Origin of the sequence: Candidatus Aquicultor sp. (assembly GCA_036504445.1) — a bacterium.
Classification (GTDB): domain Bacteria; phylum Actinomycetota; class Aquicultoria; order Aquicultorales; family Aquicultoraceae; genus DASXVE01.
Genome location: DASXVE010000025.1, coordinates 61,257 through 86,400, shown reverse-complemented (window position 1 = coordinate 86,400; position 25,144 = coordinate 61,257). Strand labels below are relative to the sequence as shown.

24 protein-coding genes, 1 tRNA gene and 1 riboswitch are annotated in these 25,144 nt (G+C 51.6%); all 25 genes read left to right on the top strand.

Going from position 1 to position 25,144, the window contains the following annotated elements; genetic code table 11:
* Positions 1 to 216 precede the first annotated feature (216 nt).
* A riboswitch (molybdenum cofactor riboswitch) is annotated at positions 217 to 358 on the top strand.
* A 388-nt stretch (positions 359 to 746) separates the two neighbouring features.
* The gene (locus tag VGK02_07885) at positions 747 to 1,595 is read left to right on the top strand and encodes a substrate-binding domain-containing protein (GenBank protein ID HEY3374963.1); all 849 of its coding nucleotides are present in this window, start codon (positions 747 to 749) and stop codon (positions 1,593 to 1,595) included.
* A gap of 221 nt (positions 1,596 to 1,816) precedes the next feature.
* Complete coding sequence (locus VGK02_07880; GenBank protein HEY3374962.1) at positions 1,817 to 2,515, top strand: ABC transporter permease; 699 nt, start codon at positions 1,817 to 1,819, stop codon at positions 2,513 to 2,515.
* Positions 2,512 to 3,630, top strand: coding sequence for an ABC transporter ATP-binding protein (locus tag VGK02_07875; GenBank protein HEY3374961.1), 1,119 nt, complete (start codon positions 2,512 to 2,514; stop codon positions 3,628 to 3,630). The genes VGK02_07880 and VGK02_07875 overlap by 4 nt, the downstream gene beginning before the upstream one ends.
* A 2-nt stretch (positions 3,631 to 3,632) precedes the next feature.
* A complete protein-coding gene (gene fdhD, locus VGK02_07870) occupies positions 3,633 to 4,997 on the top strand; it encodes a formate dehydrogenase accessory sulfurtransferase FdhD (GenBank protein ID HEY3374960.1) in 1,365 nt (454 codons plus the stop codon).
* 48 nt (positions 4,998 to 5,045) lie between these two features.
* Complete coding sequence (gene glp / locus VGK02_07865; protein HEY3374959.1) at positions 5,046 to 6,308, top strand: gephyrin-like molybdotransferase Glp; 1,263 nt, start codon at positions 5,046 to 5,048, stop codon at positions 6,306 to 6,308.
* Between the two features lie 17 nt (positions 6,309 to 6,325).
* Positions 6,326 to 6,508, top strand: coding sequence for a hypothetical protein (locus tag VGK02_07860; GenBank protein HEY3374958.1), 183 nt, complete (start codon positions 6,326 to 6,328; stop codon positions 6,506 to 6,508).
* Positions 6,508 to 7,011: a molybdopterin-guanine dinucleotide biosynthesis protein B gene (gene mobB / locus VGK02_07855; protein HEY3374957.1), complete on the top strand. Its 504-nt coding sequence runs from the start codon at positions 6,508 to 6,510 to the stop codon at positions 7,009 to 7,011. Before VGK02_07860 ends, mobB begins: the two co-directional genes overlap by 1 nt.
* A complete protein-coding gene (gene moaA, locus VGK02_07850) occupies positions 7,008 to 7,976 on the top strand; it encodes a GTP 3',8-cyclase MoaA (GenBank protein ID HEY3374956.1) in 969 nt (322 codons plus the stop codon). Before mobB ends, moaA begins: the two co-directional genes overlap by 4 nt.
* A 1-nt stretch (position 7,977) precedes the next feature.
* Positions 7,978 to 8,481, top strand: coding sequence for a cyclic pyranopterin monophosphate synthase MoaC (moaC, locus tag VGK02_07845; GenBank protein ID HEY3374955.1), 504 nt, complete (start codon positions 7,978 to 7,980; stop codon positions 8,479 to 8,481).
* A gap of 16 nt (positions 8,482 to 8,497) precedes the next feature.
* Positions 8,498 to 8,950 (top strand): MOSC domain-containing protein, encoded by a 453-nt coding sequence (locus VGK02_07840; GenBank protein HEY3374954.1) that lies wholly within the window; start codon positions 8,498 to 8,500, stop codon positions 8,948 to 8,950.
* 88 nt (positions 8,951 to 9,038) lie between these two features.
* Positions 9,039 to 9,542, top strand: coding sequence for a MogA/MoaB family molybdenum cofactor biosynthesis protein (locus VGK02_07835; GenBank protein HEY3374953.1), 504 nt, complete (start codon positions 9,039 to 9,041; stop codon positions 9,540 to 9,542).
* 250 nt (positions 9,543 to 9,792) lie between these two features.
* Positions 9,793 to 12,081, top strand: a complete 2,289-nt coding sequence (locus VGK02_07830; GenBank protein ID HEY3374952.1) for a DNA topoisomerase I — start codon at positions 9,793 to 9,795, stop codon at positions 12,079 to 12,081.
* Positions 12,082 to 12,229: 148 nt separating this feature from the next.
* The gene (gene mdh, locus VGK02_07825; protein ID HEY3374951.1) at positions 12,230 to 13,195 is read left to right on the top strand and encodes a malate dehydrogenase; all 966 of its coding nucleotides are present in this window, start codon (positions 12,230 to 12,232) and stop codon (positions 13,193 to 13,195) included.
* A 38-nt stretch (positions 13,196 to 13,233) separates the two neighbouring features.
* Positions 13,234 to 14,073: a fumarate hydratase gene (locus tag VGK02_07820; GenBank protein ID HEY3374950.1), complete on the top strand. Its 840-nt coding sequence runs from the start codon at positions 13,234 to 13,236 to the stop codon at positions 14,071 to 14,073.
* 71 nt (positions 14,074 to 14,144) lie between these two features.
* Complete coding sequence (locus VGK02_07815) at positions 14,145 to 14,696, top strand: FumA C-terminus/TtdB family hydratase beta subunit (GenBank protein HEY3374949.1); 552 nt, start codon at positions 14,145 to 14,147, stop codon at positions 14,694 to 14,696.
* 19 nt (positions 14,697 to 14,715) lie between these two features.
* On the top strand, positions 14,716 to 15,654 hold the full coding sequence (locus VGK02_07810) for a PIG-L family deacetylase (GenBank protein ID HEY3374948.1): 939 nt from the start codon (positions 14,716 to 14,718) through the stop codon (positions 15,652 to 15,654).
* Positions 15,654 to 16,271 carry a dTMP kinase gene (gene tmk / locus VGK02_07805; protein HEY3374947.1) on the top strand — a complete coding sequence of 206 codons (618 nt, stop codon included), beginning with the start codon at positions 15,654 to 15,656 and terminating at the stop codon, positions 16,269 to 16,271. Before VGK02_07810 ends, tmk begins: the two co-directional genes overlap by 1 nt.
* A gap of 41 nt (positions 16,272 to 16,312) precedes the next feature.
* On the top strand, positions 16,313 to 17,470 hold the full coding sequence (gene holB / locus VGK02_07800) for a DNA polymerase III subunit delta' (protein ID HEY3374946.1): 1,158 nt from the start codon (positions 16,313 to 16,315) through the stop codon (positions 17,468 to 17,470).
* A 24-nt stretch (positions 17,471 to 17,494) separates the two neighbouring features.
* Positions 17,495 to 18,580, top strand: a complete 1,086-nt coding sequence (locus VGK02_07795; GenBank protein ID HEY3374945.1) for a stage 0 sporulation family protein — start codon at positions 17,495 to 17,497, stop codon at positions 18,578 to 18,580.
* Between the two features lie 191 nt (positions 18,581 to 18,771).
* Entirely contained in the window at positions 18,772 to 19,230 is a 459-nt protein-coding gene (locus tag VGK02_07790) for a methyl-accepting chemotaxis protein (GenBank protein HEY3374944.1), read from the top strand.
* A 526-nt stretch (positions 19,231 to 19,756) separates the two neighbouring features.
* Positions 19,757 to 20,449, top strand: a complete 693-nt coding sequence (locus tag VGK02_07785; protein ID HEY3374943.1) for a VWA domain-containing protein — start codon at positions 19,757 to 19,759, stop codon at positions 20,447 to 20,449.
* A gap of 17 nt (positions 20,450 to 20,466) precedes the next feature.
* Positions 20,467 to 21,225 carry a PP2C family serine/threonine-protein phosphatase gene (locus VGK02_07780; protein ID HEY3374942.1) on the top strand — a complete coding sequence of 253 codons (759 nt, stop codon included), beginning with the start codon at positions 20,467 to 20,469 and terminating at the stop codon, positions 21,223 to 21,225.
* Positions 21,226 to 21,228: 3 nt separating this feature from the next.
* Positions 21,229 to 22,680, top strand: coding sequence for a hypothetical protein (locus VGK02_07775; protein HEY3374941.1), 1,452 nt, complete (start codon positions 21,229 to 21,231; stop codon positions 22,678 to 22,680).
* A 263-nt stretch (positions 22,681 to 22,943) separates the two neighbouring features.
* A tRNA-Thr gene (locus VGK02_07770) sits at positions 22,944 to 23,019 on the top strand.
* A gap of 322 nt (positions 23,020 to 23,341) precedes the next feature.
* Complete coding sequence (recQ, locus tag VGK02_07765; GenBank protein HEY3374940.1) at positions 23,342 to 25,144, top strand: DNA helicase RecQ; 1,803 nt, start codon at positions 23,342 to 23,344, stop codon at positions 25,142 to 25,144.

Genomic DNA, 25,144 nt, shown 5'->3' with positions numbered 1-25,144 from the left:
CTTTTACCGTGAATAACAAGCCGGCGTAAGTGGAACATACTCAACAACACTTGTTGCGGGAGGAAAGCATATGAAAATCAGCGCTCGAAACCAGCTCAGGGGAACGGTAACCGAAGTTGAGCAAGGCGTAATTACCGCCAAAGTTGTTACAGTATCTTGCGTTTTGGCGCTTGATAACCGGTAAAGGTTGGTGTATAGTATTGTAAATAATGTTACATAGCGTATAGACTCCGACCCGAAATCCCTACGGCAATGCTAGGGGATGAGGGCGTCGAACCCCCGAGAAGGGCGTCGGCCAGGGTTAAAGCGGAAACGCGTTAGCCTCCCGTATTTGGAAAGGAGCTGTGGTTTCGACACCAGCTTTTCCGTATGGGGGCTGGTGTCTTTTTATTGTGTGGTTCACAGGGTTAAAGCGGAAACGCGTTAGCCTCCCGTATTTGGAAAGGGGATTCTATGATGATGGGCGCAACAATACCATGCTGTCGTTTCAGGAGCGGTGGTTGCTTGAACCATGTGGGTCGTGGCGAGCACAATGTCCTTATAAAGCCTCCTCGAACAGATTCGACACCCCTTTCCCATACGGGAAGCCAACGTGTTTGTGTTTCTTATAGGGTTGAGTAATCGGCTCGAAGGGACAGGACGAAAGCCTGCGTGAGAGTGCTTCACGCTAGTAGGAGTGTTGGTGGAACGCCAAGCACAAAGTACGTGTAGTAGACGTAGAACTGAGTTAGATAGTGGGAGGTAACATGAGGAAGAAGTACAAAGCTCTAGTGTTGTTTGCCGTGATAGCGGCGCTCGTTGTTTCAAATTGTCTTGCTCCGCTTACCATTGCGGGCGCGGCGCGAAGTGAAAAAGTGCTCATCTTGGCGACAACCACAAGCACTAAGGACACGGGTCTTCTCGATTACCTGTTGCCGATCTTTAAGAAAAAGACCGGTATTACGGTAAAATCTATTGCGGTCGGCTCCGGGCAAGCCCTCACAATGGGGCAGCGCGGTGACGCCGATGTATTGCTCGTGCACTCACCGGCACAGGAAAAGACATTCATGTCGAAGGGCTATGGGAAAACGCGCAAAGATGTTATGTACAACTACTTTGTCATCATCGGCCCGAAGAACGATCCGGCAAAAGTAAAAACCGCCCCGGACGCGCTAACTGCATTCAAGCGTATCGCAGCGGCAAAGGCCAAGTTCGTATCACGCGGCGATAATTCAGGGACGAATACAAAAGAACTCGGTTTCTGGAAGGCCGCCGGCGCAACACCATCAGGCAGCTGGTACATGAAGACCGGCCAGGGTATGGCTGCTACCATCAGAATAGCAAACGAGAAAAATGCTTACACCCTAACCGACGAAGGAACATATCTCGTCCAGAAGAAAAGCATCAGCCTCGAGCTGCTTTTGAAGAAGACCAAGGATCTGAAAAACCAGTATGGAGTTATTACCGTTAACCCGGCAAAGCACAGCTTCGTCAATTACAACGGCGCGGTACGGTTCTCCGATTTCTTAACCTCGCGCGAAGGTCAGCGCTTGATCGGCTCGTATGGAACCAAGAAATACGGTAAGACGTTATTTGTTCCTAATGCAAAGAAATAACGGAAATATCGCGTAACGCGTTAAATCTTAATATAATATATGCAAGAGATGTGGCAGCTCGAGCTAGTAAATTGCGGGCTGTCACATGCTTTTATCGGCTCAGCGTGGTTTGGGTGCAAATATAGCGCTTACACTGATGTTTGGCTGAAAGCCATAAACTAATCGAAAGCCGTGCCGCATGTCGGTCGAGCCGTACATAATTATGTGGGTGTGTAAAGAGCATGGAACTCTTAATTGAGGGAATCAAACAGGCATTTATGCTGATTTTTACCGGCGATCCGTTGGTTATTGAAGCGACGGTCGGTTCGCTCAAAACATCGGGGAGCGCCGTTATTATCTCGCTTCTCCTCGGTGTGCCGCTGGGACTTTTGCTTGCGCTGACCCGCTTTCCCGGTCGCAACGTTTTTGTCAGCATCATAAATGCCGGGATGGGGTTGCCACCCGTTGTCGTCGGCTTATTCGTTGCCGTATTTCTGTGGCGTTCGGGTCCTCTCGGGTCTTTAGAGCTCATGTACACGATGCCGGCTATGGTAATCGCACAGGTGGTTATCGCACTGCCGCTGGTCGCAGGGCTTACCACATCGGCAATCCAGCAGCTTAATCCAAAACTCAGGCTCCAGGCGTTGGCGCTTGGTGCAACCAAAGGTCAGATGCTCTATACCCTGATAAAAGAGGCGCGGCTCATGACCTTTGCTGCGGTTATTGCCGGTTTTGGCGCGATTATCTCCGAGGTCGGTGCCGTGCTCATGGTCGGCGGCAATATCAGCGGTCAAACGCGGGTTTTGACCACTGCTATCGTCGAAGAGGTCGGCAAAGGTGAGTTCAGCGAAGCTATCGCGCTCAGTATTATTCTTCTCTCGCTTACATTCCTGGCGACCTACGGATTGACATATTATCAGCAGAAAGGTGTCGGCAAGTGATCCAACCCTATATCGCTGTCACGGATCTGGTTATGTATTACGGCCGGAAAAAGGTCATCAATATCGACGGGCTTACCATCAACCGCGGCGAGGTGCTGGCGGTTATCGGACCGAACGGGTCGGGCAAGAGTACGCTCCTGCGCCTGGTAGCACACCTGGAAAAGCCCCAGAGAGGCGCAATCGCGTTTGTTGATGGCAGCAATGCCGGCAGCGATTTAGAAGCACGTCGCCGTCTCGCAATGGTGTTCCAGGAGCCGCTGCTCTTTAGGGGCACGGTATATGACAATATCGCATACGGCCTGAGGGTTCGCAAAGATTCGAAGATAGACATCGATCGCAGAGTTCAGCGCATTGCTGAAATGCTTAACATTTCACATCTGCTCGATAGGGCATACAACAAGCTATCGGGTGGTGAGGCGCAGCGCACATCGCTTGCCCGCGCGATTATCCTCGAGCCCGAATTGTTGCTTCTCGATGAGCCGATGGCATCGCTCGACCCGCCGACAAAAGAGGCTTTGCTCGCCGACCTATACAGGATTTTGCGCGAGTTCAACATGGCGGTTGTCTACGTTACCCATGAGCTTACCGAAGCGCTGATTCTGGCAAACCGGTGGGCGGTTATGGATGAGGGGCGGGTTGTGCAGGTGGGCACGTCGCGCCAGATTATGGAGCAGCCGATCAACCGGAAAGTCGCCGATTTCGTCGGTGTTGAGAACATCATCGAAGGCCATGTGCTTGCAGTGGAAGGCGGGCTTATTAAATCCCAGGTCAATGGCAGCGAGGTCGACGCCGTACAGGATACGGGCGTTTGCAAACCGGGTGACAGAATATGGATGCTAATCCGGCCTGAAAATGTTACAATAGTTACTATGATGGGCGAGAGTGCAGCTCAAAGGAGTAGCGCACGCAACCAATTTGTTGGAACGGTCGAGAAAATCATCGACCTTGGCGCACTCTATCGAGTTGTCGTCGACTGCGGGTTCCCGATCATCGCTCTCGTCACAAAGCAATCGGTTGACGAGATGGGCCTTAATGTGGGAAGTCGCGTCGGTGCGTCGTTTAAGGCGACGGGCATCCATATAGTCTCAAGGGAAAGCGAACGTGTGCAGGTGTAGGTATGAGTGAGATTGTACAGCGAAACGACATGAGCGCCATACTGCTGGCCGGCGGTAAGAGTAGCCGTATGGGCAGAGATAAAAGCGCAGTCCTCTTCGACGGAGAGCCGCTGCTTTTGCGCTCGCTCAACACATTACAAAGTATGTTCGGCGAAGTTATTATCGTCACCAACCAGGATATCCCGTTTGATATTCCGGGCGCCAAGGTAGTGCGCGACGACGTGCCGTTTCAAGGGCCGCTCGGCGGTATCAGCGCGGGGCTAAAGTCCTCATCGCGTGATATAAACTTCATTATTGCCGTTGATATGCCGTTTATCAGCCCGCAGGTGGTCGACTACCTGGCCCGATTTACCGGCGAAGCCGATGTCATTGCTCCGATGACAACCAACGGTTTCGAGCCGCTCTTTGCTTTCTATAGCAAACGCTGCGTCGATGCATTAAATGACGTGCTTGCAGCAGGTGAGCGCAAGATTCTCTCACTGCTCGGCAGGATCGATCTGAAAGTTATCGGCTACAACGAGATTCGAAATCTCCCCGGTGCCGATTCCACATTTTTAAATATCAATACCGAGCGTGAGCTCGAAGAAGCTGAAGCAAAGGCGCACCACACCAAAGCGCCGAAGACGCGCGATGATCTGCGCACCCCAATCGAGCGCCCGGTAACCGTTTTTGTTAATTCGGACGAACTCGTTACCGTGCAATCGAGCATGGAACACCTTGATGAGGTGGCCTGCGGTTTTCTTGTATCCGAAGGCATCTTGCAAGATCGCGACGACCTGGAGAGCGTGCGCGTCGACGAAGAGCGCGGCGAAGTCCGCGTGCGCACGAAAACCTCGAAGACCAACGCCACGAAGGCGATGGGCAAACGTTTTATAACATCGGGTTGCGGTAAGGGTTTTTCATTTGTGAGCCTCGGTGATGCCATGGGTATCGCGCCGCTGAAATCCGCATTTTCCGTTGAAAAAGACACGATTCCTAATCTTATGAAAGAGTTTCTGCACTCAAGTGGTAGACCGGGCATGCATTCGTCCGCGGTGGTAAAAGACGGCGAGATCTCGCTTATCAGGCAGGATATCGGCCGGCACAACACCGTCGATATGATCCTCGGCAAGCTCTGGCTTGACGGGGTCACCGACCGCGATATCATGCTCTTTACCACCGGGCGCATTTCCTATGAGATGGTTGTCAAAGCGGCCAAAGCGCGCATCCCGATACTGGTAAGCCGCACGGCGGCAACCGATTTGGCGGTGCGCCTGGCAAACAGAATCGGCATCGAAGTGGTCGGTTACGTGCGCGCAGGAAACATGAAAGTGTATACCGAGGGCGCACGCTTAGGATGCAGCGAACCGGTGAAAAGCAAGGATTAATATAGTATGTATGACGCTGCCCGTGCAAGCATTTAGGAGCAGCAGTTCATGCAGAGCAGTAATTATACAACGACGTTAAATGGAGTGGTAAGTGCTGTGATCAGCGTTGATGAAGCACGGGAAATTATTTTAAGTAAAATAGAGCGGCTTTCCGGTGAGGAAGTGCCGATAATGGATGCGCTCGGGCGCGTACTCGATGAGGATGTGTACGCCGAGGCCGATATCCCGCCGTTTAATAATTCCGCGATGGATGGATACGCCGTACAGGCGGCCGACACCGCCGGCGCATGCCCGTTTAACGGAATCGAGCTTCACGTACTCGGCGATGTCGCTGCAGGTTATGTGCCGACAAGCGCGATTGGCGCCGGCGAGGCGATTCGCATTATGACCGGCGCGCAGATGCCCGAGGGCGCCGACGCGGTTGTAATGGTCGAATATACCGAAAAAACTAACGGCGGAGTGCTGATTAAAGACGAAGTACAAGCGAACGAGAACGTTCGCTTTGCCGGTGAAGATATTAAAGCAGGGGAAATCGCCGTCCACCGCGGAAAGAAACTTACGCCCGGCGATATCGGCGTGCTGGCGAGCGTTGGCAAGGCGATAGTGCAGGTCGTGCGCCGTCCGGTGGTGGCCATTATTACGACCGGCGATGAGCTGGTCGACCTCGGCGAGCCGCTGGTGCCGGGCAAGATTCGAAACAGCAACGGCTATGGGATTGCCGCACAGGTGATTGAAGCCGGCGGTATACCGCTCATGCTCGGTATCGCCAGAGATACCCGCGAAGCGCTCATGGCAAAAGTCGAGGAAGGAACGTCCGCCGACATGATTATCACAACCGGAGGCGTTTCCGTCGGCGATTATGATTTCGTTAAAGATATTCTCGATGTCGCAGGTGAGATGGTCTTCTGGAAGGTCGCGATGAAGCCCGGCAAACCGCTTGCATTTGGCATCATCAAGGGCAAACCGGTAATAGGGCTGCCCGGTTATCCAACCTCATCGATGATAAGTTTCGACCAATTCGCTCGTCCGGCCATGCTTAAAATGAGCGGGCGCACCGATTTTATGCGGATGCGTATTGAGGCAATCGCTGAGGATATGGTTAAGAACAAATCCGGTCGTCGCAATATGATTCGCGTCATCGTTCGCAGGGATGACGGTGTATTTAAAGCGCGCTTAAGCGGTATGCAGAAGTCAGGCAATATAAAGCCGTTAAGCCTGGCAAACGGTGTGATGGTTGTACCTGAAGCGGTCAGGCAGGTTAACCCGGGCGATACCGTTACGGTTGAGCTGTTCGAGCCGATCACGGAGTAGATAATTAGGAGGTTCCAATGTCAGAAATTAGTGCAGAGGTTCTTGAGAAAGTAAAAGAGACCGCTAAAGATAACAGATTATCATGCACGGCCGCCCGTAAAATCGGCGCCGGGCTGGGGGTGCCGCTTCACCAAATCGGTGACGCGTGTGACGAACTCGGTATCAAAATTCATTCGTGTGAGCTGGGATGTTTTAAGTAATGACCCCGGTTGTTTCTATCGTCGGCAAATCGAATACCGGAAAAACCACGTTCGTCGTTAAGCTTATTGAAGAGCTGAAGCGCCGTGGCTACAAGGTCGCGGTTATTAAGCATAATGTCCACGGCTTTGACATCGATCATCCAGGCAAGGACACGTATCGGCATGCCGAAGCCGGCGCCGATACCGTAGCGATTGTCTCGGCTCACAGGTTTGCGATGATCAAACACTATGAGGAGGAGATTTCGGTCGAAAGCGTTCTCGATATGGTTGATGCCGGTCACGATCTTGTGATTACCGAAGGGTATAAGCGCGGGCCGTTTCCGAAGATCGAGGTTTCGCGCAAAGAGCACTCGGCCGAGCTTATCAGCACGGAAGACGAACTTGTTGCTCTCGTTACCGATAACTCGTTCCCGATCGACCGGCCGCATTTCGGCCTCGATGACGCCGTGGCGGTCGCCAATTTTCTCGAGCAGCAATTCTCACTAAAAAAAGGAAGACTATGAGCGAGCTTCGCGATAGCTACAACCGCAAAATCGATTATCTACGTATCGCCGTAACCGATCGCTGCAATTTGCGCTGTTCATACTGCATGCCTGAAGAGGGAGTAGAGCCCAAACCGCATGAAGATATCCTGACCTATGAAGAAATCGAGCGCTTTGCAAAGGCGGCGGTTAAGGCAGGCATATCAAAGATACGCTTAACCGGCGGTGAGCCCTTGGTACGAAAAGACATTATAAAACTGGTCGATATGCTGACCCACATCCCCGGCTTAAATGACGTTTCGCTCACCACGAACGGAATTCTCTTGCCGAAGTACGGCAAGGCGCTCCAAGAAGCCGGCTTGAAACGTATAAACATCAGTATCGACAGCCTTAATCCTGAGGTGTATCGTACCTTGACGCGCTGCGGAAGCGTTGAGCGGGCGCTTGAAGGCATGAAAACGGCACTCGAGTTCGGCCTTACTCCCGTTAAAGTAAATGCGGTGCTCATCAGGGGTATTAACGATGATCCCAAGGATTTTATAAAACTCATCTACGACTATCCGGTCCACGTGCGTTTTATCGAGTTTATGCCGGTCGGCGATTGGGACTCCGATCGCTACATCTCAATAGACGAGCTCAAGGCAAAGATTGCAAAATACGGCCCCGTTGCGCCCGTTTCAGGGCCTAAGGGCGCGGGCCCGGCTACCTATGTGACGTTTGAGGGTGCTCTTGGTACACTTGGTTTTATAAGCGCAATGAGCAATCATTTTTGTTCAAGCTGCAACCGTTTGCGGATAACCCCCGATGGCAAGCTCCGCGTGTGCCTGTTCTCAGATACGGAGTTCGACATCCGGGCAAAGATGTGCGAGGTCGAAAGCGGTGACGAACTCGTTGCCTTTATCCAGGAGGTCACGCGCAACAAGCCGGAGCGCCATAACGCCGGGACGGACAAACTAGCCAGGTTGATGAGCCAAATAGGAGGATAAGATGGCGGATCGGTGGAATATCGTTCAACAAGAACTAAAAGCACTGACGCATTTAAATGAAGAAGGTAGAGCTCAGATGGTCGATGTGAGCAAGAAGCAGATCACGGCCAGAACGGCTATCGCTCGCGGTGTGGTTAAGATGAAATCAGAGACCATGGAGCTCATCAGAGACGGCCGGATCAAAAAAGGCGATGTGCTCGCAGTTGCCCAGGTCGCCGGGATTATGGGCGCTAAGAAGACGCCAGAGCTTATCCCGATGTGCCATCCGCTGCAGATCACCGGCGTCGACATCAGCTTTACCCCGTTATCCGAGAGCGAGCTCGGCATTATCGCAACAGCCAAAACGATGGACAGAACCGGCGTCGAGATGGAGGCGTTAACGGCGGTCTCGATCGCCGCGCTCACAGTATATGATATGTGCAAAGCAGTGGATAAGAGCATGATGATTTCCGACATCGAGCTCGTCGAGAAAACCGGCGGTAAAAGCGGCGCATATAGGAAGTAAGGAAGAGGTTAAGAGTATGGATAACACGAACGGAACCGCGAAAATTATTGCGGTCAACACCAGCCCGAAGAAGGGTATGCGCAAGAAAAACATCGGTTCTGCTGATATCAAGTTGGATCACGGTATTGTCGGCGACGCCCATGCGGCCGATTGGCACCGCCAAATAAGCCTGCTCGCGCAGGAAAGCATCGACAAGATGGTCGCAATGGGCCTCAAAGTCGGCCCCGGCGATTTTGCCGAGAACCTCACAACCATTGGCATCGACCTGCTTAAACTTCCCATCGGTACCAGAGTTACCGTAGGCGATGGCGTTGTTTTAGAGGTAACCCAGATCGGGAAAGAATGTCATACCAAGTGTGCGATCTATCGCCAGGCCGGCGATTGCGTTATGCCCAAAGAAGGCATTTTTGTCAAAGTCATCACCGAGGGCAAAATCGCTGTCGATGACGAGATTGCTGTCGTAAAATAAACTGAGAAACTAAGGGCGAGCGAAATTCAAGTGCGCATCGGCAGCGCATTTGGGTTCCATAGAGTTGCCCGAAAGGATACTACTAGATATGCGGCTTCAGGGTATAAAAATCGCAGTTCTTACCATTAGCGATAAAGGGTCGCGCGGTGAGCGTGAAGACTTAAGCGGCGCGGAAATCAAACGCATCGTCGAGAGCGAGGGCGCTGTTGTGATCGCGCACGAGGTTATCCCCGACGAACAGTACAAGATCGAGGAATGGCTTGTTCGCTTCGCTGATTTTGATGATGCCGACGTTATCCTTACGACCGGCGGGACCGGTTTTTCCAAGCGCGACGTTACCCCCGAGGCCACGCTTTCGGTTGTTGAGCGTCTTGCCCCCGGATTTGTCGAGGCGATCCGCCAGGAAAGCTTGAAAATCACACCACACGCCATGCTTTCACGCGCGGTCAGCGGCATCCGCGGCGAGACTATCATTATCAACATGCCCGGCAGCCCAAAGGCCGTCCGCGAATCACTTGCGGTGATTTTACCGGCGTTGCGCCACGGCGTTCAAATCCTCAAAGGGCAAACGGGCGAGTGCGCCCAGCAATAAATTTCTCCCATCATATAGTAGGCTTGTGACCACCAATATTCTTAGCCTGCAAGCACTCGTAACATAAAAGTTACGAAAACTATCCACATTCCAGTTAAACTTCGGGTATAATCCTCCGATATATACACGAGTCAGTGATATATATAGGCGTTTCGTGTATTGCCTAAATTTCACAGTAGCAATATAATTGGTCAGACAATTTTTACCCGTGTCAATCCAAGACGAGAGTACATAAAAAGAGTTGGTGTGGATGAAACTTATCGTAACTGAGAAGAATATCGCGGCAGAACGAATAGCTAAGATACTGGCGAACGGAAAAATCAAAACCGAGAAAAGCTACACGATTCCGATTTATCGCTATGCGGAAAACGGTTCGGAGACGGCCGTTATCGGTCTTAAAGGGCATATCCTCAAAGTTGATTTTCCTGAGGAATACAGCAGCTGGCAGAAAGTAACGCCGGACTCGCTCATCGACGCCGCAATTATTAAAGTGCCGATGCAAAAACAGATTATCAAAGCTATGCAGAAGCTCGCAAAAGACGCGAACGAAGTTGTGATTGCAACCGACTTCGACCGCGAAGGCGAGTTAATCGGCGTTGATGCCGCAAATCTAATTAGAGAAGTAAACCCGAAGGTCGGCGTAAAGCGCTCGCGCTTCTCGGCTATCACAAAACAAGAGATCGAGCGCGCGTTTACGCACCCGGAGGATCTATACATTAATCTCGCGCAGGCCGGTGAGGCCCGCCAGGATATCGACCTGATCTGGGGCGCAACGCTTACGCGCTTTATCTCGCTTGCATCAAGGCGTCTGGGAGGGCAATTCCTCTCGGTCGGGCGTGTTCAAAGCCCGACGCTTGCACTCATCGCACAGCGCGAGAAAGAGCGCGAGGCGTTCGTCAAGCAGCCGTACTGGCAGATCAGGGCAATGTTCGATCACAGCGGTACGCGCTTTATCGCAAGCCATAAAACAGAAAAATTCTGGGATCACAACGAGGCGTTGCAGGCTATCGCTACCATTAACGGTACGAAAACCGGCACGGTTACCTCGGTTACAAAATCGCAGCGCGAGACGGCGCCGCCGGCCCCGTTTAACACCACCGCGTTCTTAAGCGCGGCCGCTTCAACCGGGCTTTCGACGGCAAACGCGATGCGTATCGCTGAAAGCCTCTATATGCGAGGCCTCATCAGTTACCCGAGGGTGGATAACACCGTGTATCCGCCGTCGCTCGACTTGAAGGACATTTTGAAGACGCTTTCGGCCAGCTCGCAGTTTGGGTTCCTTGCCCGCGAGCTGCTTATGCAAAAAGAGCTGAAACCAACCCGCGGCAAAAAGTTCGCAACGGACCACCCGCCGATTCATCCGACCGGTGTAGTGGAAAAGGGTAACCTCGATCCGCAAGAGTGGAAGGTTTACGAGCTGGTTGTTCGCAGATTTATGGCAACACTTGCGCCGGTCTCGATCTCCGAGAGCATGCGTATCGATATCGATACCAACGGCGAACCGTTCTTTGCGCGCGGCAGCCACGTCGTGGTTGAAGGGTGGCTCAGGTACTACCCGTACAGCCGCAAGAAAGACGAAGAGCTCCCGCCGGCACACGAAGGCGATATACTGGATCTCATTAACATTGAGATGGAAGATAAAGAAATGCAGCCGCCTGCGCGCTACAGCCAGAGCAAGCTTATCCAGGTGATGGAAGAGCTCGGTCTCGGCACCAAGGCGACCAGGCACGAGATTATAAAAGGTCTCTACGACCGCGGCTATATCCACGGCGACCCGATCATACCGACTGAAACCGGTGTGGCGGTTGCCGATTCGCTTGTAAAATACGCGCAGCTTATCGCCACACCGGCGATGACCGCCGAGCTCGAGAAGGATATGGACGCAATTGCGGAAGGTGAGACCAATCAGCACGCGGTTGTCGACCGGTCACGGTTATTGCTGCACGAGATCATGAAAGGGCTGGAAGAGCACAAAGAAGAGCTCGGGGCCGAGATTCGTGCCGGTATCCGCGAAGACAGGATTGTCGGCGATTGCACCCGCGAGGGATGCGGCGGGCAACTGCGCATTATGAAGTCGAAGAAGACGCGCAAGCGTTTTGTCGGCTGCACGAATTACAAGAAGGCCGAAGAAGGCGAAGAGCCGGCACCGGATAGTTGCACCGTGTCGTATCCGCTTCCGCAGCGCGGCGAGATAATCCCGCTGATGGAGATATGCGAAGAGTGCGGCTCGCCGAAGATTAAGGTTATGACCGGTATCGGTAGGCCGTGGATTCTCTGCATCGACCCGAATTGTCCGTCGAAGATCAGAAAAGCAGCGGAAAAAGCAGCGCGTGAAGCCGCAAAGGGCACCGCTGCGGATGGCGGCACTGCGCTTAAAGTAGCCAAGCCTAAGCGCGTAATTAAGAAGAAAACGACCAAGAAAGCTGCGGCCAAAAAGAGCACGATAAAGAAGGCTACGGTCACAAAGGTTACCGCGAAGAAAACGGCTACGAGAAAAACCAGCGTCGCCGCACCGAAACGCGCAGCCGCCGGAGAGTAGCAGTTAACATAAATATTTGAAATCAAAGAGACAGCAAGGGCTGTCTCTTTTTTTGTTATAATAATAGTTCAGACAAATAGATGGTTTGTCCCATGGTTTTAGCTTGCAGCTTGCAGCGCACATACTAAGAGGTTTCGAGCTGTTCACCATGAGCGAAATAGTGGGGGTTATGATGGCAAAAGTTTCTGTTATTGGTGCAGGTAACGTTGGTGCGACCTGTGCGTATACGCTTCTTAAAAACAAAATTGCGGACGTTGTCCTGGTTGATGTTGTCGACGGGCTCGCCAAGGGCAAAGCGATCGATATGATGCAGGCGGGCGCGATTGAAGGTTATGGGCAAACCGTGACCGGCACGACCGAATACGCTGAGGTTGCGGAGTCGGACGTTGTGGTTATCACCGCCGGCCTGGCACGCCAACCGGGGATGAGCCGCTCCGACCTTCTCGGCAAAAATGCAGCCATTTTAGGATCGATCGCGGCAAACGTGGTCTCCCAGGCACCGGATGCAATTCTCGTTGTCGTTACCAACCCGATGGATGTTATGGCGTATCTTGCATATAAACTCAGCGGGCTCACGCCGGAGCGCGTTATCGGTATGGGCGGCGTCCTCGATACCGCGCGCTATAAATACTTCGTAGCGCAGGCGCTTGATACTACGATGACGAGTATTGAGGGTATAGTTATCGGCGCGCACGGCGACTCAATGGTTCCGGTTGTGAGCGATACGAAGATTAACGGCTGGCCGCTGCTTGAGATGGTAAACCACGAGCAGGCACACCAGATCGTCGAGAAGACCAAAAACGGCGGTGCCGAGATTGTGTCCTACTTGAAGACCGGCAGCGCGTTTTATGCGCCCGGAGCAGCCGCGGCTAAAATGGTCGACCATATCTTAAGCGACAGAAAAGATATTGTACCGGCTGCCGTGTATGCCCAAGGGCAGTACGATATCAGCGACATGTATATCGGCCTGCCTGCAAGAATCGGCGCGCAGGGCGTCGATGAGATTGTCGAGCTGCCGCTCTCCGACGTTGAGCTGGAAGCTCTGCACCAGTCGGCGGCGTCGGTGAAAACAGCAATCGCCGAGCTCAAAGAGATCGTACCGGCGATCTCGTAGAGAAATTTAAAGAGATTATTCAAGGAGCGCTAAGCACTATGCGGGAAGTTTTAGCCCAGGTTATAACCGATACAGTACGCGACCTCTGCATTAAGGCAAACATCGAGATTCGTCCCGATGTTCTTGCCGCCATAGACAAGAGTCTCGAATATGAGGAATCGGCGACCGGCATCGACATGCTCCAAAAACTTGTACTCAATGCCGAGATTGCGGTGTGCGATAATTTGCCGATATGCCAGGACACCGGTTACGTTACCGTTTTTGTCGATCTCGGCCAGGACGTAGCGGTGAGCGGCAATCTCACCGCCGCAATCAACGAGGGTGTGCGCCGCGGCTACACCGAAGCCTACTTCAGAAAATCAATCGTTACAAAACCGTTGTTTGAGCGCGAAAATACCGGCGACAACACGCCCGCTTTTATCAACATAGATATCGTCCCGGGCGATTCAGTTAAAATTACCGTGATGCCGAAAGGGGGCGGCACCGAGAACGCCTCGCGGCTCGAGATGCTGCCGGTCTCGGGCGGCGTCGACGCGGTGCGCCGCTTTGTTCTGCAGGCGGCGGAGAATGCCGCCAAATCATGCCCGCCGGTTATTGTCGGTGTCGGCATCGGCGGTAGCTTTGACAAAGTGGGGCTTCTAGCTAAGAAAGCGCTCCTTCGGCCGCTTGATGCCGTTAATCCCGACCCGCAGCTTGCCCAACTTGAGAGCGAGCTTTTTGCCGAGGTCAACAAGCTCGGCATCGGCCCGGGCGCGCTGGGCGGCACGGTAACCGCGCTGGGCTTAAAGATCGAGACCATGGCAACCCACATCGCATGCCTGCCATGCGCCGTCGCGTTTAATTGCGTAGCGACCAGGCAAGCAGAAGCGATTATATAGAACAAACGGCACACGTATTTTTGGCGCTACATCGAATAACTTTGACGTATTGCGAGGTTAGAGGCATAAATATGGCGAAACAAATAACCACTCCGTTAACCGATGATGTCGTTCGCGGGCTTAACGCGGGCGACCAAGTCGAAATAACAGGCACGATTTATACTGCACGCGACCAGGCACACGCGTACTTGGCTGAGGCAATCGAGCGCGGTTCACGCGTACCGTTTGATCTTACCGGACAAATTATCTTCTACGCGGGCCCTTCGGAGGTTCCGCCGGGGAAGGTGTCCGGCGCGATAGGCCCGACGACGAGCGCGCGCATGGATCCTTTTACCCCCACGCTTCTTGCCCGCGGACTAAAAGGCATGATAGGCAAGGGGCCGCGCTCAGACGATGTAAAAGCAGCCCTCCATGAATTTAGCGCGGTGTATTTCGCCGCACCGGGCGGGGCCGCCGCACTTCTCACGTCCTATATCAAGAAATCCGAAGTATTCGCATACCCAGAGCTTGGCCCCGAAGCCGTCTACAAGCTTGAGGTTGAAAAACTGCCGGTCATAGTCGCTATGGACGCGCACGGGCGCGACCTGTATAAAGAAGGTAGAGAGGCATACAAGGAATTGTAGAAAGGCAGTTGAAGAGGACGTGGTAATAAAGATATTAGCAATAGTCGTCTCGCTTGTACTGGTTATGCTCGTTGCGCTTTACATCGCTGCCCCGTACTTGATTAAGTCGCGTTTCAACGAAGCAGGGGTGGGCGAGCAGCGGAAAGGCGTAGATGCGCAAGCTGTCATGCTTGATCGGCATGCGTACATGGGTGTAGATACTCTACCGGAGAACGGCATTATTCTCTTTGTAACCGCTCACCCGGACGACCTCGAGTTTATGGCCGGGGGCACCCTGCCAAGGCTACTGGAGCGCGGCAATAAGGTCTACCTGGCGATTCTTGCCGATGGCGGTAAAGAGCGCTACATGCCCACGTTCTACTCGCGGCGCATTATCAAAACGCGCCATGACGACCAGCTCAAAATTTCGAAAGCCGAGAGGCTGGCCGGCACGTTCTTCATTAACTATAAAGACGGCTATTTGCAAGAGAGCTACCAGAAAGATAAGAAACAGGCCGTCGACAAGGTGCAAAAAATCGCAACCGAGATCGGGGCGACCGACATCTTCACATTCGAGTCGGGTGGGCGCGAAGGTTACCATGACACCGACCACGCCACTGCCGGCAAAATCGGCACCGAGGTGGCCAAGAACAACAAAGCAATCGGCGGGCTCTATTACTTCAGGGCGCAAAAGCCCAATGTCGTAATCAATACGACTGATACGTTTAACAGGAAGATGGAAACCCTCTTTCTCTTTACCGAGATGCGCTTCAAGCACCGTATGATGCGCGCTATGCATGAGGCTTGGGACGGTTCAACAGGGCGTTTAATAAACGCCGCATTCGCCGAAGGGTTCTATATCACCCCGTTACACGGCAAGGCTATTAAAGTCCCAACATCTGAGGAGAAAATATCGGCCGGGACAACGGTCGAAGCCACATCCACCACAAAAACGCGCGACAAAGTAGGTGCTAATTAATGCGAAACGGTCTATTTATCACGTTCGAGGGAATCGAGGGAAGCGGCAAGAGCACGCAAATCGATCTCCTGGACAAATATCTGCAAAAGCAAGAGCACACCGTCATTACGACAAGAGAACCGGGCGGCACGACAATCGGTGCGGAAATCAGACAAATCTTGCTTAACCCGGCAAATACCGGTATGGATTATCACACGGAGGTTCTGCTCTATGCCGCCGATAGGGCACAACACGTTTTTGAACAGATAATGCCGGCGCTCGAGCAGGACTTAACAGTAATCAGCGACCGCTATATCGACTCATCCATCGCCTACCAGCACTATGGGCGCGAACTGCCGCTCGACTTTATCCTGGAGATCAACAACCGTTCGGTGCAGTGGCTGAAACCCGACATCACGTTTCTGCTCGACGTACCGGTCGGAGTGGGGCTTGAGCGCGCGACTAGAGTATCGGCCGATCGCATCGAGCAGGAATCGTTTGCGTTTCACGAGCGCGTGCGTATCGGCTATCTGGCGCTCGCCGAGAAGAATCCCGGGCGTTGGCGCCTGATCGACGGCACGCAGCCGGTCGATGCCGCGCATGCGGCGATTGTCGAAGCAATAAAGCCGCTCCTGTAATCCGCTCCGCAATACTGCCATATATGATATAATTGCTGCTTGTGAATGGTAATAATCTCTGGCGCACCATCATCGGCCAGGACGATGCGATAGATAAATTAGTACGGTCTCTCGACGCCGGGGGCCATACTCACGCGTTGCTCTTTGTCGGGCCGCGCGGCATCGGTAAAATGACGACCGCTAAAGTCATGGCGGCGATCCTTAACTGCGACGACGATGGTTGCGGGAGCTGCGCGATATGCAGCAAGGTGCTGCGCGATATCCACCCCGATGTTATCCTCATCGAGCCGGAAGGCAACTTCATCCTCATCGAGCAAATTGAATCACTCCTACAAGTGATTACGCTTAAAAATTACGAGGGAAGAACCAAGGTTATCCTCATCGATGATGCCGACCGGATGACCGATGAAGCGGCGAACTCGCTTTTAAAAACGCTTGAGGAGCCGCCGGAGCACGTAGTATTTATCCTGGTAACCGCGAGTATCGAGAACGTGTTGCCGACGATTGTCTCGCGCTGCCGGCTGGTACGGTTTCAGTCCATCCCGGCGCCGCAAGTGACATCGTTTTTGATTGAGAGATATAATGCGCATCCGGATGAGGCGCTTCTTGCCACACGTTTAAGCGACGGCATCCTTGGAACGGCGATCTCGTTTGTTATGTCGCCGGCCAAGCATGCCCGGCGAAAGGCCATCATCAGCGCCGCACGAAGCCTGGACAGAGCCTATCTTGCTCAGGTAAGCTTTGTTGCCGAGGAGTTCGTCGGCGAGCTAAAGAAGCCGCTCGAAGAGCTTAAAACACGGCATAAGCGTGAGCTCGATGAGCTTAAAGAGCAGTTCAGCCCGAAGGATAAGCCGAAGCAGATCATCAACCGCCTTGAAGATCGGCACAAGCGTGAGCTGAGCCGCGAAGAACACCAGGGCTACGACGATATTCTCACAATCTTAGTATCCTGGTATCGTGATGTCATCCTGGTAAAAGAAACCGGTCGAAGCGATGTGCTGACCAACCAGGATTACGAACAGGCGATCCGCGAGCATGCTGATCTTTTGAGCAGCAAAGATATCTACAGGTGTTTGCAGATACTAGAAGAAACGAAGCAATATTCTCGTTTTAATGTTAATATGCAATTAGCATTTGAAACGATGTTGTTTAAAATTCATGACGTGGTGGCGGTACAAAATACGCCGTATATAAGTTAGCACGAGCAGGAGGGTTTGGCAGGTATGCCAATTGTTGTTGGAATCGTTTTCAAGAAAGCTGGCAAGGTCTACTACTTTGATCCGGACGGGATAGAGCTAAAGACGAGCGACAAGGTCGTTGTAAAGACGTCGCGGGGCATGGAATTCGGCGAAGTAGTCGCGTCGCCGATGGAAGTAACCGAAGATGAAATCACAGCCCCTTTAAAGAAAGTGGTCAGAAAAGCTCTCGACGAGGATAAAGACCAGCTTGTAAAGAACAAAGAAAAAGAAAAAGAAGCGTACCGGAGCGCCGAAGAAAAAATCGCAAAGCATAGTTTGCCGATGAAGCTTATCGATGTCGAGTACGTCTTCGACGGCAGTAAAATTATCTTCTACTTCACGGCGGATGGCCGTGTCGACTTCCGTGAGCTCGTTAAAGACCTTGCGGCGATATTTAAGACGAGAATCGAGCTGCGCCAGATCGGCGTCCGCGATGAGGCTAAAATGGTCGGGGGCCTGGGGCCGTGTGGGCAGCGCCTGTGTTGTACCGTTTTCTTAGGCGATTTCGAACCGGTTTCCATCCGTATGGCAAAAGAGCAAGATCTTCCGCTCAATCCGCTTAAAATTTCAGGTATTTGCGGCAGGCTTATGTGCTGCCTGAAATATGAATACGAAGCCTACCAGGATTTTAAAAAGCGCGCTCCGAAGAGAGGCACGCGCCTCAACACAGAATTCGGCCCGGCGCGAATCGTCGAGTTTAACGTGCCGAAAGAGACCGTCATTGCCGAGCTTGAATCCGGCCAGCGTCTCGAGATGCCGCTTGCTGAAGCGCTTCCATGCTGCCAGGGTAAGTGCAAGACCGACAAGGACGGCTGTTGTAAAGAACCGCAAATCAGCCTCGAAGAGGATGACACCGAACTCGTTGCAATCGGTGACGAGGGCGAGCAAGAGATTCTTATTGAGATCGACGGTAACGGTGACGGCAGCAAGGCACATAATCACGGCAACGGCGGTAGTCATAAACGACCGCGCAGAATACCCAATGGCAACGATCACACCGATGCTCACACGAAGACCGATGGCGCTGAAGAGAGCCCGCGCATAGATAACCACGAAGTGAGCGACGAGTAATCAAAATTTAGCCAACGAGCCATATTAAATACAAAGACTATACTACATCTGTCAGTATACGGACGCCATATTTATGCAAACAATGGCGGTTTTTCATACTGCACACACTCTATTTAGAGCCTTCACAACGCTTAATATTATCCCTGAACAGGTCATATGAAATCGTCCGCGGTGTCGTGCAAGAGAAAGACATGCTGGATAAGATTAGAGGTGTCGCTGATCGGGTGACAGTTTCATCTCGCGACCTGGCCGAAATGGCAGATCAGATCTCAGCCTCGACAACCCAGGTTGCTTCGGCAATTAGCCAGGTTGCTAAAGGAGTGTCCGATCAGTCGGGCGTAACGGTAAAAGCGGTCGGCGCTGTCGATACCGTCTCACAAGCAATCAACGGTGTTGTTGAGAGCGTTGAGGACCAGACCAATAGCATTGCCGAGCTTACCAACGGCATTAACGATATCATCGACGTTATCGATGATATAGCCAGCCAGACAAACCTGCTGGCGCTCAATGCGGCAATTGAGGCCGCGCGAGCAGGCGAGCACGGCAAGGGTTTCGCCGTTGTTGCCGACGAGGTTCGTAAGTTAGCCGAGCGAAGTGCCAGCGCAACCGGTGAGATCGCCAAGTTGATTAACAGTTACAAGCTAGCCTAGGTTTTACCTGGCTAACATAGGCCTGGAACAGGTCTATTATAAAAAGAGAGCCAAAGGGTGGTACCACCCGGGCTCTCTTTTGGTTTTGCGGCTCTTTAAATATGTCGGGAAATCTGCTAAAGTCAAGAACCTTCGTTTTCATGATCTGCGGCACAGTTGTGCCAGCTTGCTCATTGATAAGGGTGCTAATATATTGTTTGTGTCGAAGCAGCTCGGGCATAGCTCGGTTCAATTCACACTCAACACGTATGCGCATCTCTATCCGAGCACGGAAAAAACGGTGATCGAAAGACTGGGACAGCCCGATTTAACTGCGGTGGCTGTGTAGGATGCAAGTCGTAACGTGGTCACAGTTTGGTCACAAAACACCGGAAAACGTGGTAAAATATGGTCAGACACGGACAAGAGCAAAACAGAGAAATTGCAGTTCAACAACGAAACACACATCATGCCACTGTAGCTCAGCAGGTTGTCTAGTATATTAGTACTGGAATCCCACGTAGCAAGCAACCACCGAGGAGGATTTATGTCAAGGCTTGAAGAGAGTATCGAAATTGCAAATCCCCAGCATCCGCATTGTGCCACAGTCCTTTTGCTCGACACATCAGGGTCAATGGTAGTCAATAGCAAGATTAAGCAACTTAACGATGGTTTACGGTTCTTCAAGGAGGATGTCACATCCGATGAGCTGGCAAGCAAAAGAGTAGATTTAGCAATTATTACCTTTGGCGACGGCGTAACCGTTACCCACGACTTCTCATCAATGGAACAGTTTAACCCGCCTACATTAGTTGCCTCAGGCTTAACGCCTATGGGTGAAGCCATTCTTAGAGCAATAGATTTAATTGAAGAACGTAAACTTGAATACAAGAGTAGAGGTATTGATTACTACCGCCCATGGATATTTTTGATCACGGATGGAGAACCTACCGATATGCAACCAGGCGATGCAATCTGGAATAAGGTAATTGCAGGCATCAATGACGGAGAGAATAACAAGAACTTCTTATTCTTTACGGTCGGAGTCGAACCGGCGGATATGGACACACTAAAGCAGCTCTCGCCCTCAAACCGAACGCCTGTAAGGTTGATGCCCGGCAAGTTTAAAGCTATGTTCGAATGGTTGTCAAAAAGCCAAGGCAGAGTATCGGCGTCCAAAGTCGGCGAAAATGTCCAACTAGACAGCCCAACTGGATGGGCAGAGATCTCAACAATATAAGGCACAGGAGGATATGGTTGAAAACATTTTTTTTTGGTGCCTCGGTTATAGGTCCGCTTCATGTCCAGTTAGCTATGCCGTGTCAAGATTCATTTGCTTTTAAGACTATCGACAAAGATTTTGCGGTTGCCGCTATTGCAGACGGGCTTGGTAGTGCATCGAAAGCTGATATCGGAGCTAACGTAGCAGTCAAAAGCGCTGTAAAAAGTGTAGAAAGAGCTGCTAAAGCAACACCTGAAAGCGTGGATATCACAACCCTAGCGAAAGATGCAGTAATTGCGGCCAGGAGAGCGCTGGAGAAGAGAGCCGAAACTGAAAAATGCAGCCTCCGTGATTTAGCGTGCACACTTCTCGTCGCTATTACCCTTAAGGATTCGGTTGCAGCCGTTCATATAGGGGACGGTGCGCTTGTTATTGATACGGATAATGGTCTTCAGCTCATTACGGGACCGGGAGAATCCGAATACACAAATGAGGTCACACCGCTGACAAGCCAGGGTTGGGAGAAGTCGCTTAAGAGCACATCGGCAGTCTCCGGTGTCAATGGTATTGCGCTGTTTACTGATGGCTGCCAACGAGCCGGCTTGAAAAAAGCCGATAACGGCTACACACCGTTCGAAGGCTTTTTTAGACCGCTTTTTAAATATGCCGCACAGATTGATGATTTTGAGCAGGCCAACCAGGATATCTATGATTTACTTGCATCCGATAAGCTCAGCGAGCATTCAGAGGATGATAAAACCTTAGTTCTTGGCATTCTACCTAAAGGAATGTAACCAATGCCAATTCGTACGGTTTATGACCTTAAGGGCAATGAAATTGGATTAAAAAGTACTAGCAAGAGCGGCGGCGAAGGGGCTATCTACAAAATTATCGGCAGTGATAGCAGCTGTGCAAAAATTTATCATCCGCAAAAAGTTACCGCAGAACTCCACCAAAAAGTATTAAGCATGGTGAACAACCCACCAGATGATCCGTCCCCTAATGCGAGGTATCGATCAATCGGTTGGCCGGAAGACGTTCTCTATAGCGACCCAGCCAGAACATGGTTTGTCGGCTATACGATGCCTTTGATAGATACAAAGACGTTTAAGGAAGCCCACAAATATTTTGACCCTTCCGATAGGCTAAAAGCGTTTGGTGGAAGCTTCACCTGGCAGCACTTGTTTACCGCAGCGTTTAATATAGTGAGTGCGGTTGCGGCGCTACATGAGAAAGGGCACCGTATCGGAGACTTAAGGGAAACCAATATTCTCGTATCTCCGAGCGCCCTAGTAGCGATAATCGATTGTGACTCGTTCCAGGTAAAAGATAGGGCATCGGGCATTACTTATTACACTCGAGTCGGAAGCGGTGAGTACCTGCCTCCTGAATTGATGGGTGTAGATTTTAAGACAAACGATTACGACCGATACTACTCAGATTTGTTTGCCCTAGGTATCATAGTGTTCAAGTTTTTAGCGAATGGCGTGCATCCGTATCAGGCAAAAGGCCCTCTCGTTGATGATGCTCCAACCCCTGAGGAAAAGATAAAGAAGGGGTATTTCCCATATGCTACAGACCTTAGAGGCATCGAACCGCCCAGTTACGCACTTCCATATAACATAATTCCGCCGTCTATAAGGGTTTTGTTTTACCGATGTTTTGTTGAAGGCCATGCAGATCCAACGAAAAGGCCTGCGGCAATTGAGTGGTTTAATGCTTTGAAGGCTGAAGGCGTAAAGCTAAAACAATGTTCCAAGAATGAATATCACTGGTATGGAAATTACCTTTGTGACTGCCCATGGTGTAATACTTCAATGCGTCTCGGGAAAGATTACTTTCCGAAGCCTTTTTTAGCTGGTCAACAAATTGAGCTTGTTGCGGCAAAATATGTGTACCAATTGCCACAGAAAGTACCACTGGTACAGGTGCAGTCACAAATGCACATGCCAACAACGAGTATTGTGCAAACAGCTCAGCAAACATATGTACAACCTAGAGCAGCTAGACACAGTGCGAGAAAACCGCGACTCCTGTCAAGACGGAAGGGCGTCTTGTTTGCACAGTTGTTTGGGGGCGTTCTAGTTCTATATGCAGGCTTTATGCTTTCCAAAAGTGGTATTTATTTACACAACCAATTTGATGAGGTCGCAAATGATGGTGGGCTGTTCTGGTTACAGGCTACAGCATACTTAGCCGCTCTTTTGCTTGGCGTTCACATAATACGTTCCGGTATAGATGATTGGTAGATTGCTTGCCCGCTAGTTTTCTATGGGCAGGGCCGTCATCCAGACTTCTGGGCTCATACTGCGCGAGCATAAAGCGCCATCCGTCTCTTGTCAATTGTGTCGATTTTAGAGATAATATCTAAGTCTTAAGTACTGTGACGAGCTTAAACAGTGCTAATCTCGTGCTAACAGCGTGCTAACAAACTTGCAAAAATGATGGATTTTACGCTACACTATCTACGCTGATTAAAACTGTTTTAGCAGCTCAGCAACGATAGTTAAGCGCCACTGTAGCTCAGCAGGCAGAGCAGCTCACTCGTAATGAGCAGGTCAGCGGTTCGAATCCGCTCAGTGGCTCCAATTCTAGCAGGCTATGAGGGGTGTTCAGATAATGGATGTCCCTCATTTTTCTGCAATGGTAGCACTGTGGTAGCAAAATTCTTGGCAAGCATCTTCATAGCCGCTTGTTTTGTCTCCAGGTAGATGTGTTCGCTGATATGCTTTACTAACATTCTAGACTATGCCTTTTATTGGACACCAAGCCAAGCAAGCTCTTGGCAGCGGCACCATATAACGTTAATGTGCAAATGCGCTTTTATAATTCGATAGCTTTGATCGCAAGGCGTTTAATCGCAAGCTCTTAGAAAAAATCTTAGCAAGAATCGACGACTTCGGAGGAACAGTGCTTACAACGCTCAATAAATATTTTGGTTACACGACATTTCTACCGCTCCAGCAGGATATTATCAACGATGTTCTCAATAAAAAAGACGTGCTTGCCTTGATGCCGACCGGCGGGGGAAAGTCGCTGTGTTACCAGCTGCCGGCCTTGCAACTCGATGGTGTAACGATTGTGGTTTCGCCCCTCATCGCTTTGATGAAAGACCAGGTGGATGGGCTTGTATCTAACGGGGTTGCGGCGGCGTTTATCAACAGCTCGCTTAATCCTTCCGAGATCACCAGGGCGAGAAGTCAGCTAGAGCGGGGCGAGATAAAGATTCTTTACGTTGCGCCCGAACGCTTGATGATGCCCGAATTCTTAAGCTTTCTCAAACGGCTTCCGATAGCGCTCTTTGCTATCGACGAGGCGCATTGCATTTCAGAATGGGGGCACGATTTTAGGCCGGAATACCGCCAGCTTAGGAGCCTTAAGGATAACTTCCCCGAGGTACCTATTATCGCCCTGACCGCCACGGCTACCGAACATGTGCAAGACGATATTGCGGTGCAACTGGGTATCCCGGACTGCAGCAAATATCGAGCGAGCTTCAACAGGAGCAACCTCTACTACAAAATCGAGCCCAAGACCAGCGCTTACCAGCGGCTGTTAAAATACATATCGGAGCACCGTGGGGATTCCGGGATCATCTACTGCCAGAGCAGAAAGCTGGTGAGCAGCCTCGCGTCCGATCTTAAAAAGGCCGGGTTTCGCGCGCTCCCGTACCATGCCGGGATGGACCCGGAGAAACGGAGCAGGAACCAGGAACGCTTTATCCGCGATGACGCTGAGATAATCGTCGCCACGATTGCCTTCGGGATGGGGATCGACAAGCCGAACGTTCGCTACGTCATCCACTACGATCTTCCCAAGAACATCGAGGGCTACTACCAGGAGACGGGCAGGGCAGGCAGGGATGGCTTAAAAAGCGACTGTATTCTTTTCTTCAGCTATGCCGACAAAGCGAAAATCGAGTATTTTATCAGACAAAAAGAAGACCAGGCGGAGCGCGATATCGCCTACAAGAAGCTCAAAGAGATGACCGACTACTGCGAGGGGAACATCTGCCGGCGCAAAGTGCTCCTTGGCTACTTCGGCGAGGCGTTCGACGAGCCCAACTGCGGCCTATGCGATGTCTGTCTGGAGCCGCGGGAGAAGTTCGACGCTACGGTTGTCGCGCAGAAGGTGCTCTCTTGTGTCCACCGGGTCAATAATGGCTTCGGGGTTACCCATATCATCGATATTCTGGTCGGCTCGAATAACCAGAAGATCATTGAGCGGGGCCACGACGAGCTGCCGACACACGGCATCGGCAAAGAACATTCAAGAACTGAGTGGCAGTCGATGATTCGAGAACTCGTTCAACTCGGGTATCTGAGTTTGGAGGGCGACAGATATCCTGTTCTCAGGCTCAACGAGAAGAGCAGGGGCGTGTTGCTCGAGGATGAGCAGGTTTTCCTTACGAAGCCGCACGTCGAGGTGGAGATAGTACCTGTAAGCGTCGACGATAAGTGTGACCAGGGGCTGTTTGAAGCCCTCAGGGCGCTGCGTAAAACCATGGCGGACGAGTCGGATCTGCCCCCGTACGTTATCTTCCACGATGCGACGCTCAAAGAGATGGCCGCGTATTATCCGCGCACCAATGCAGCACTGGCCAATATCAGCGGCGTTGGCGAGGTGAAGCTCAAGCGGTACGGCAACATATTCTTGAAAACCATCAAAGAGTACTGCGACGCCAACGGGGTCGAACCACCCAAAAAGCGGTAG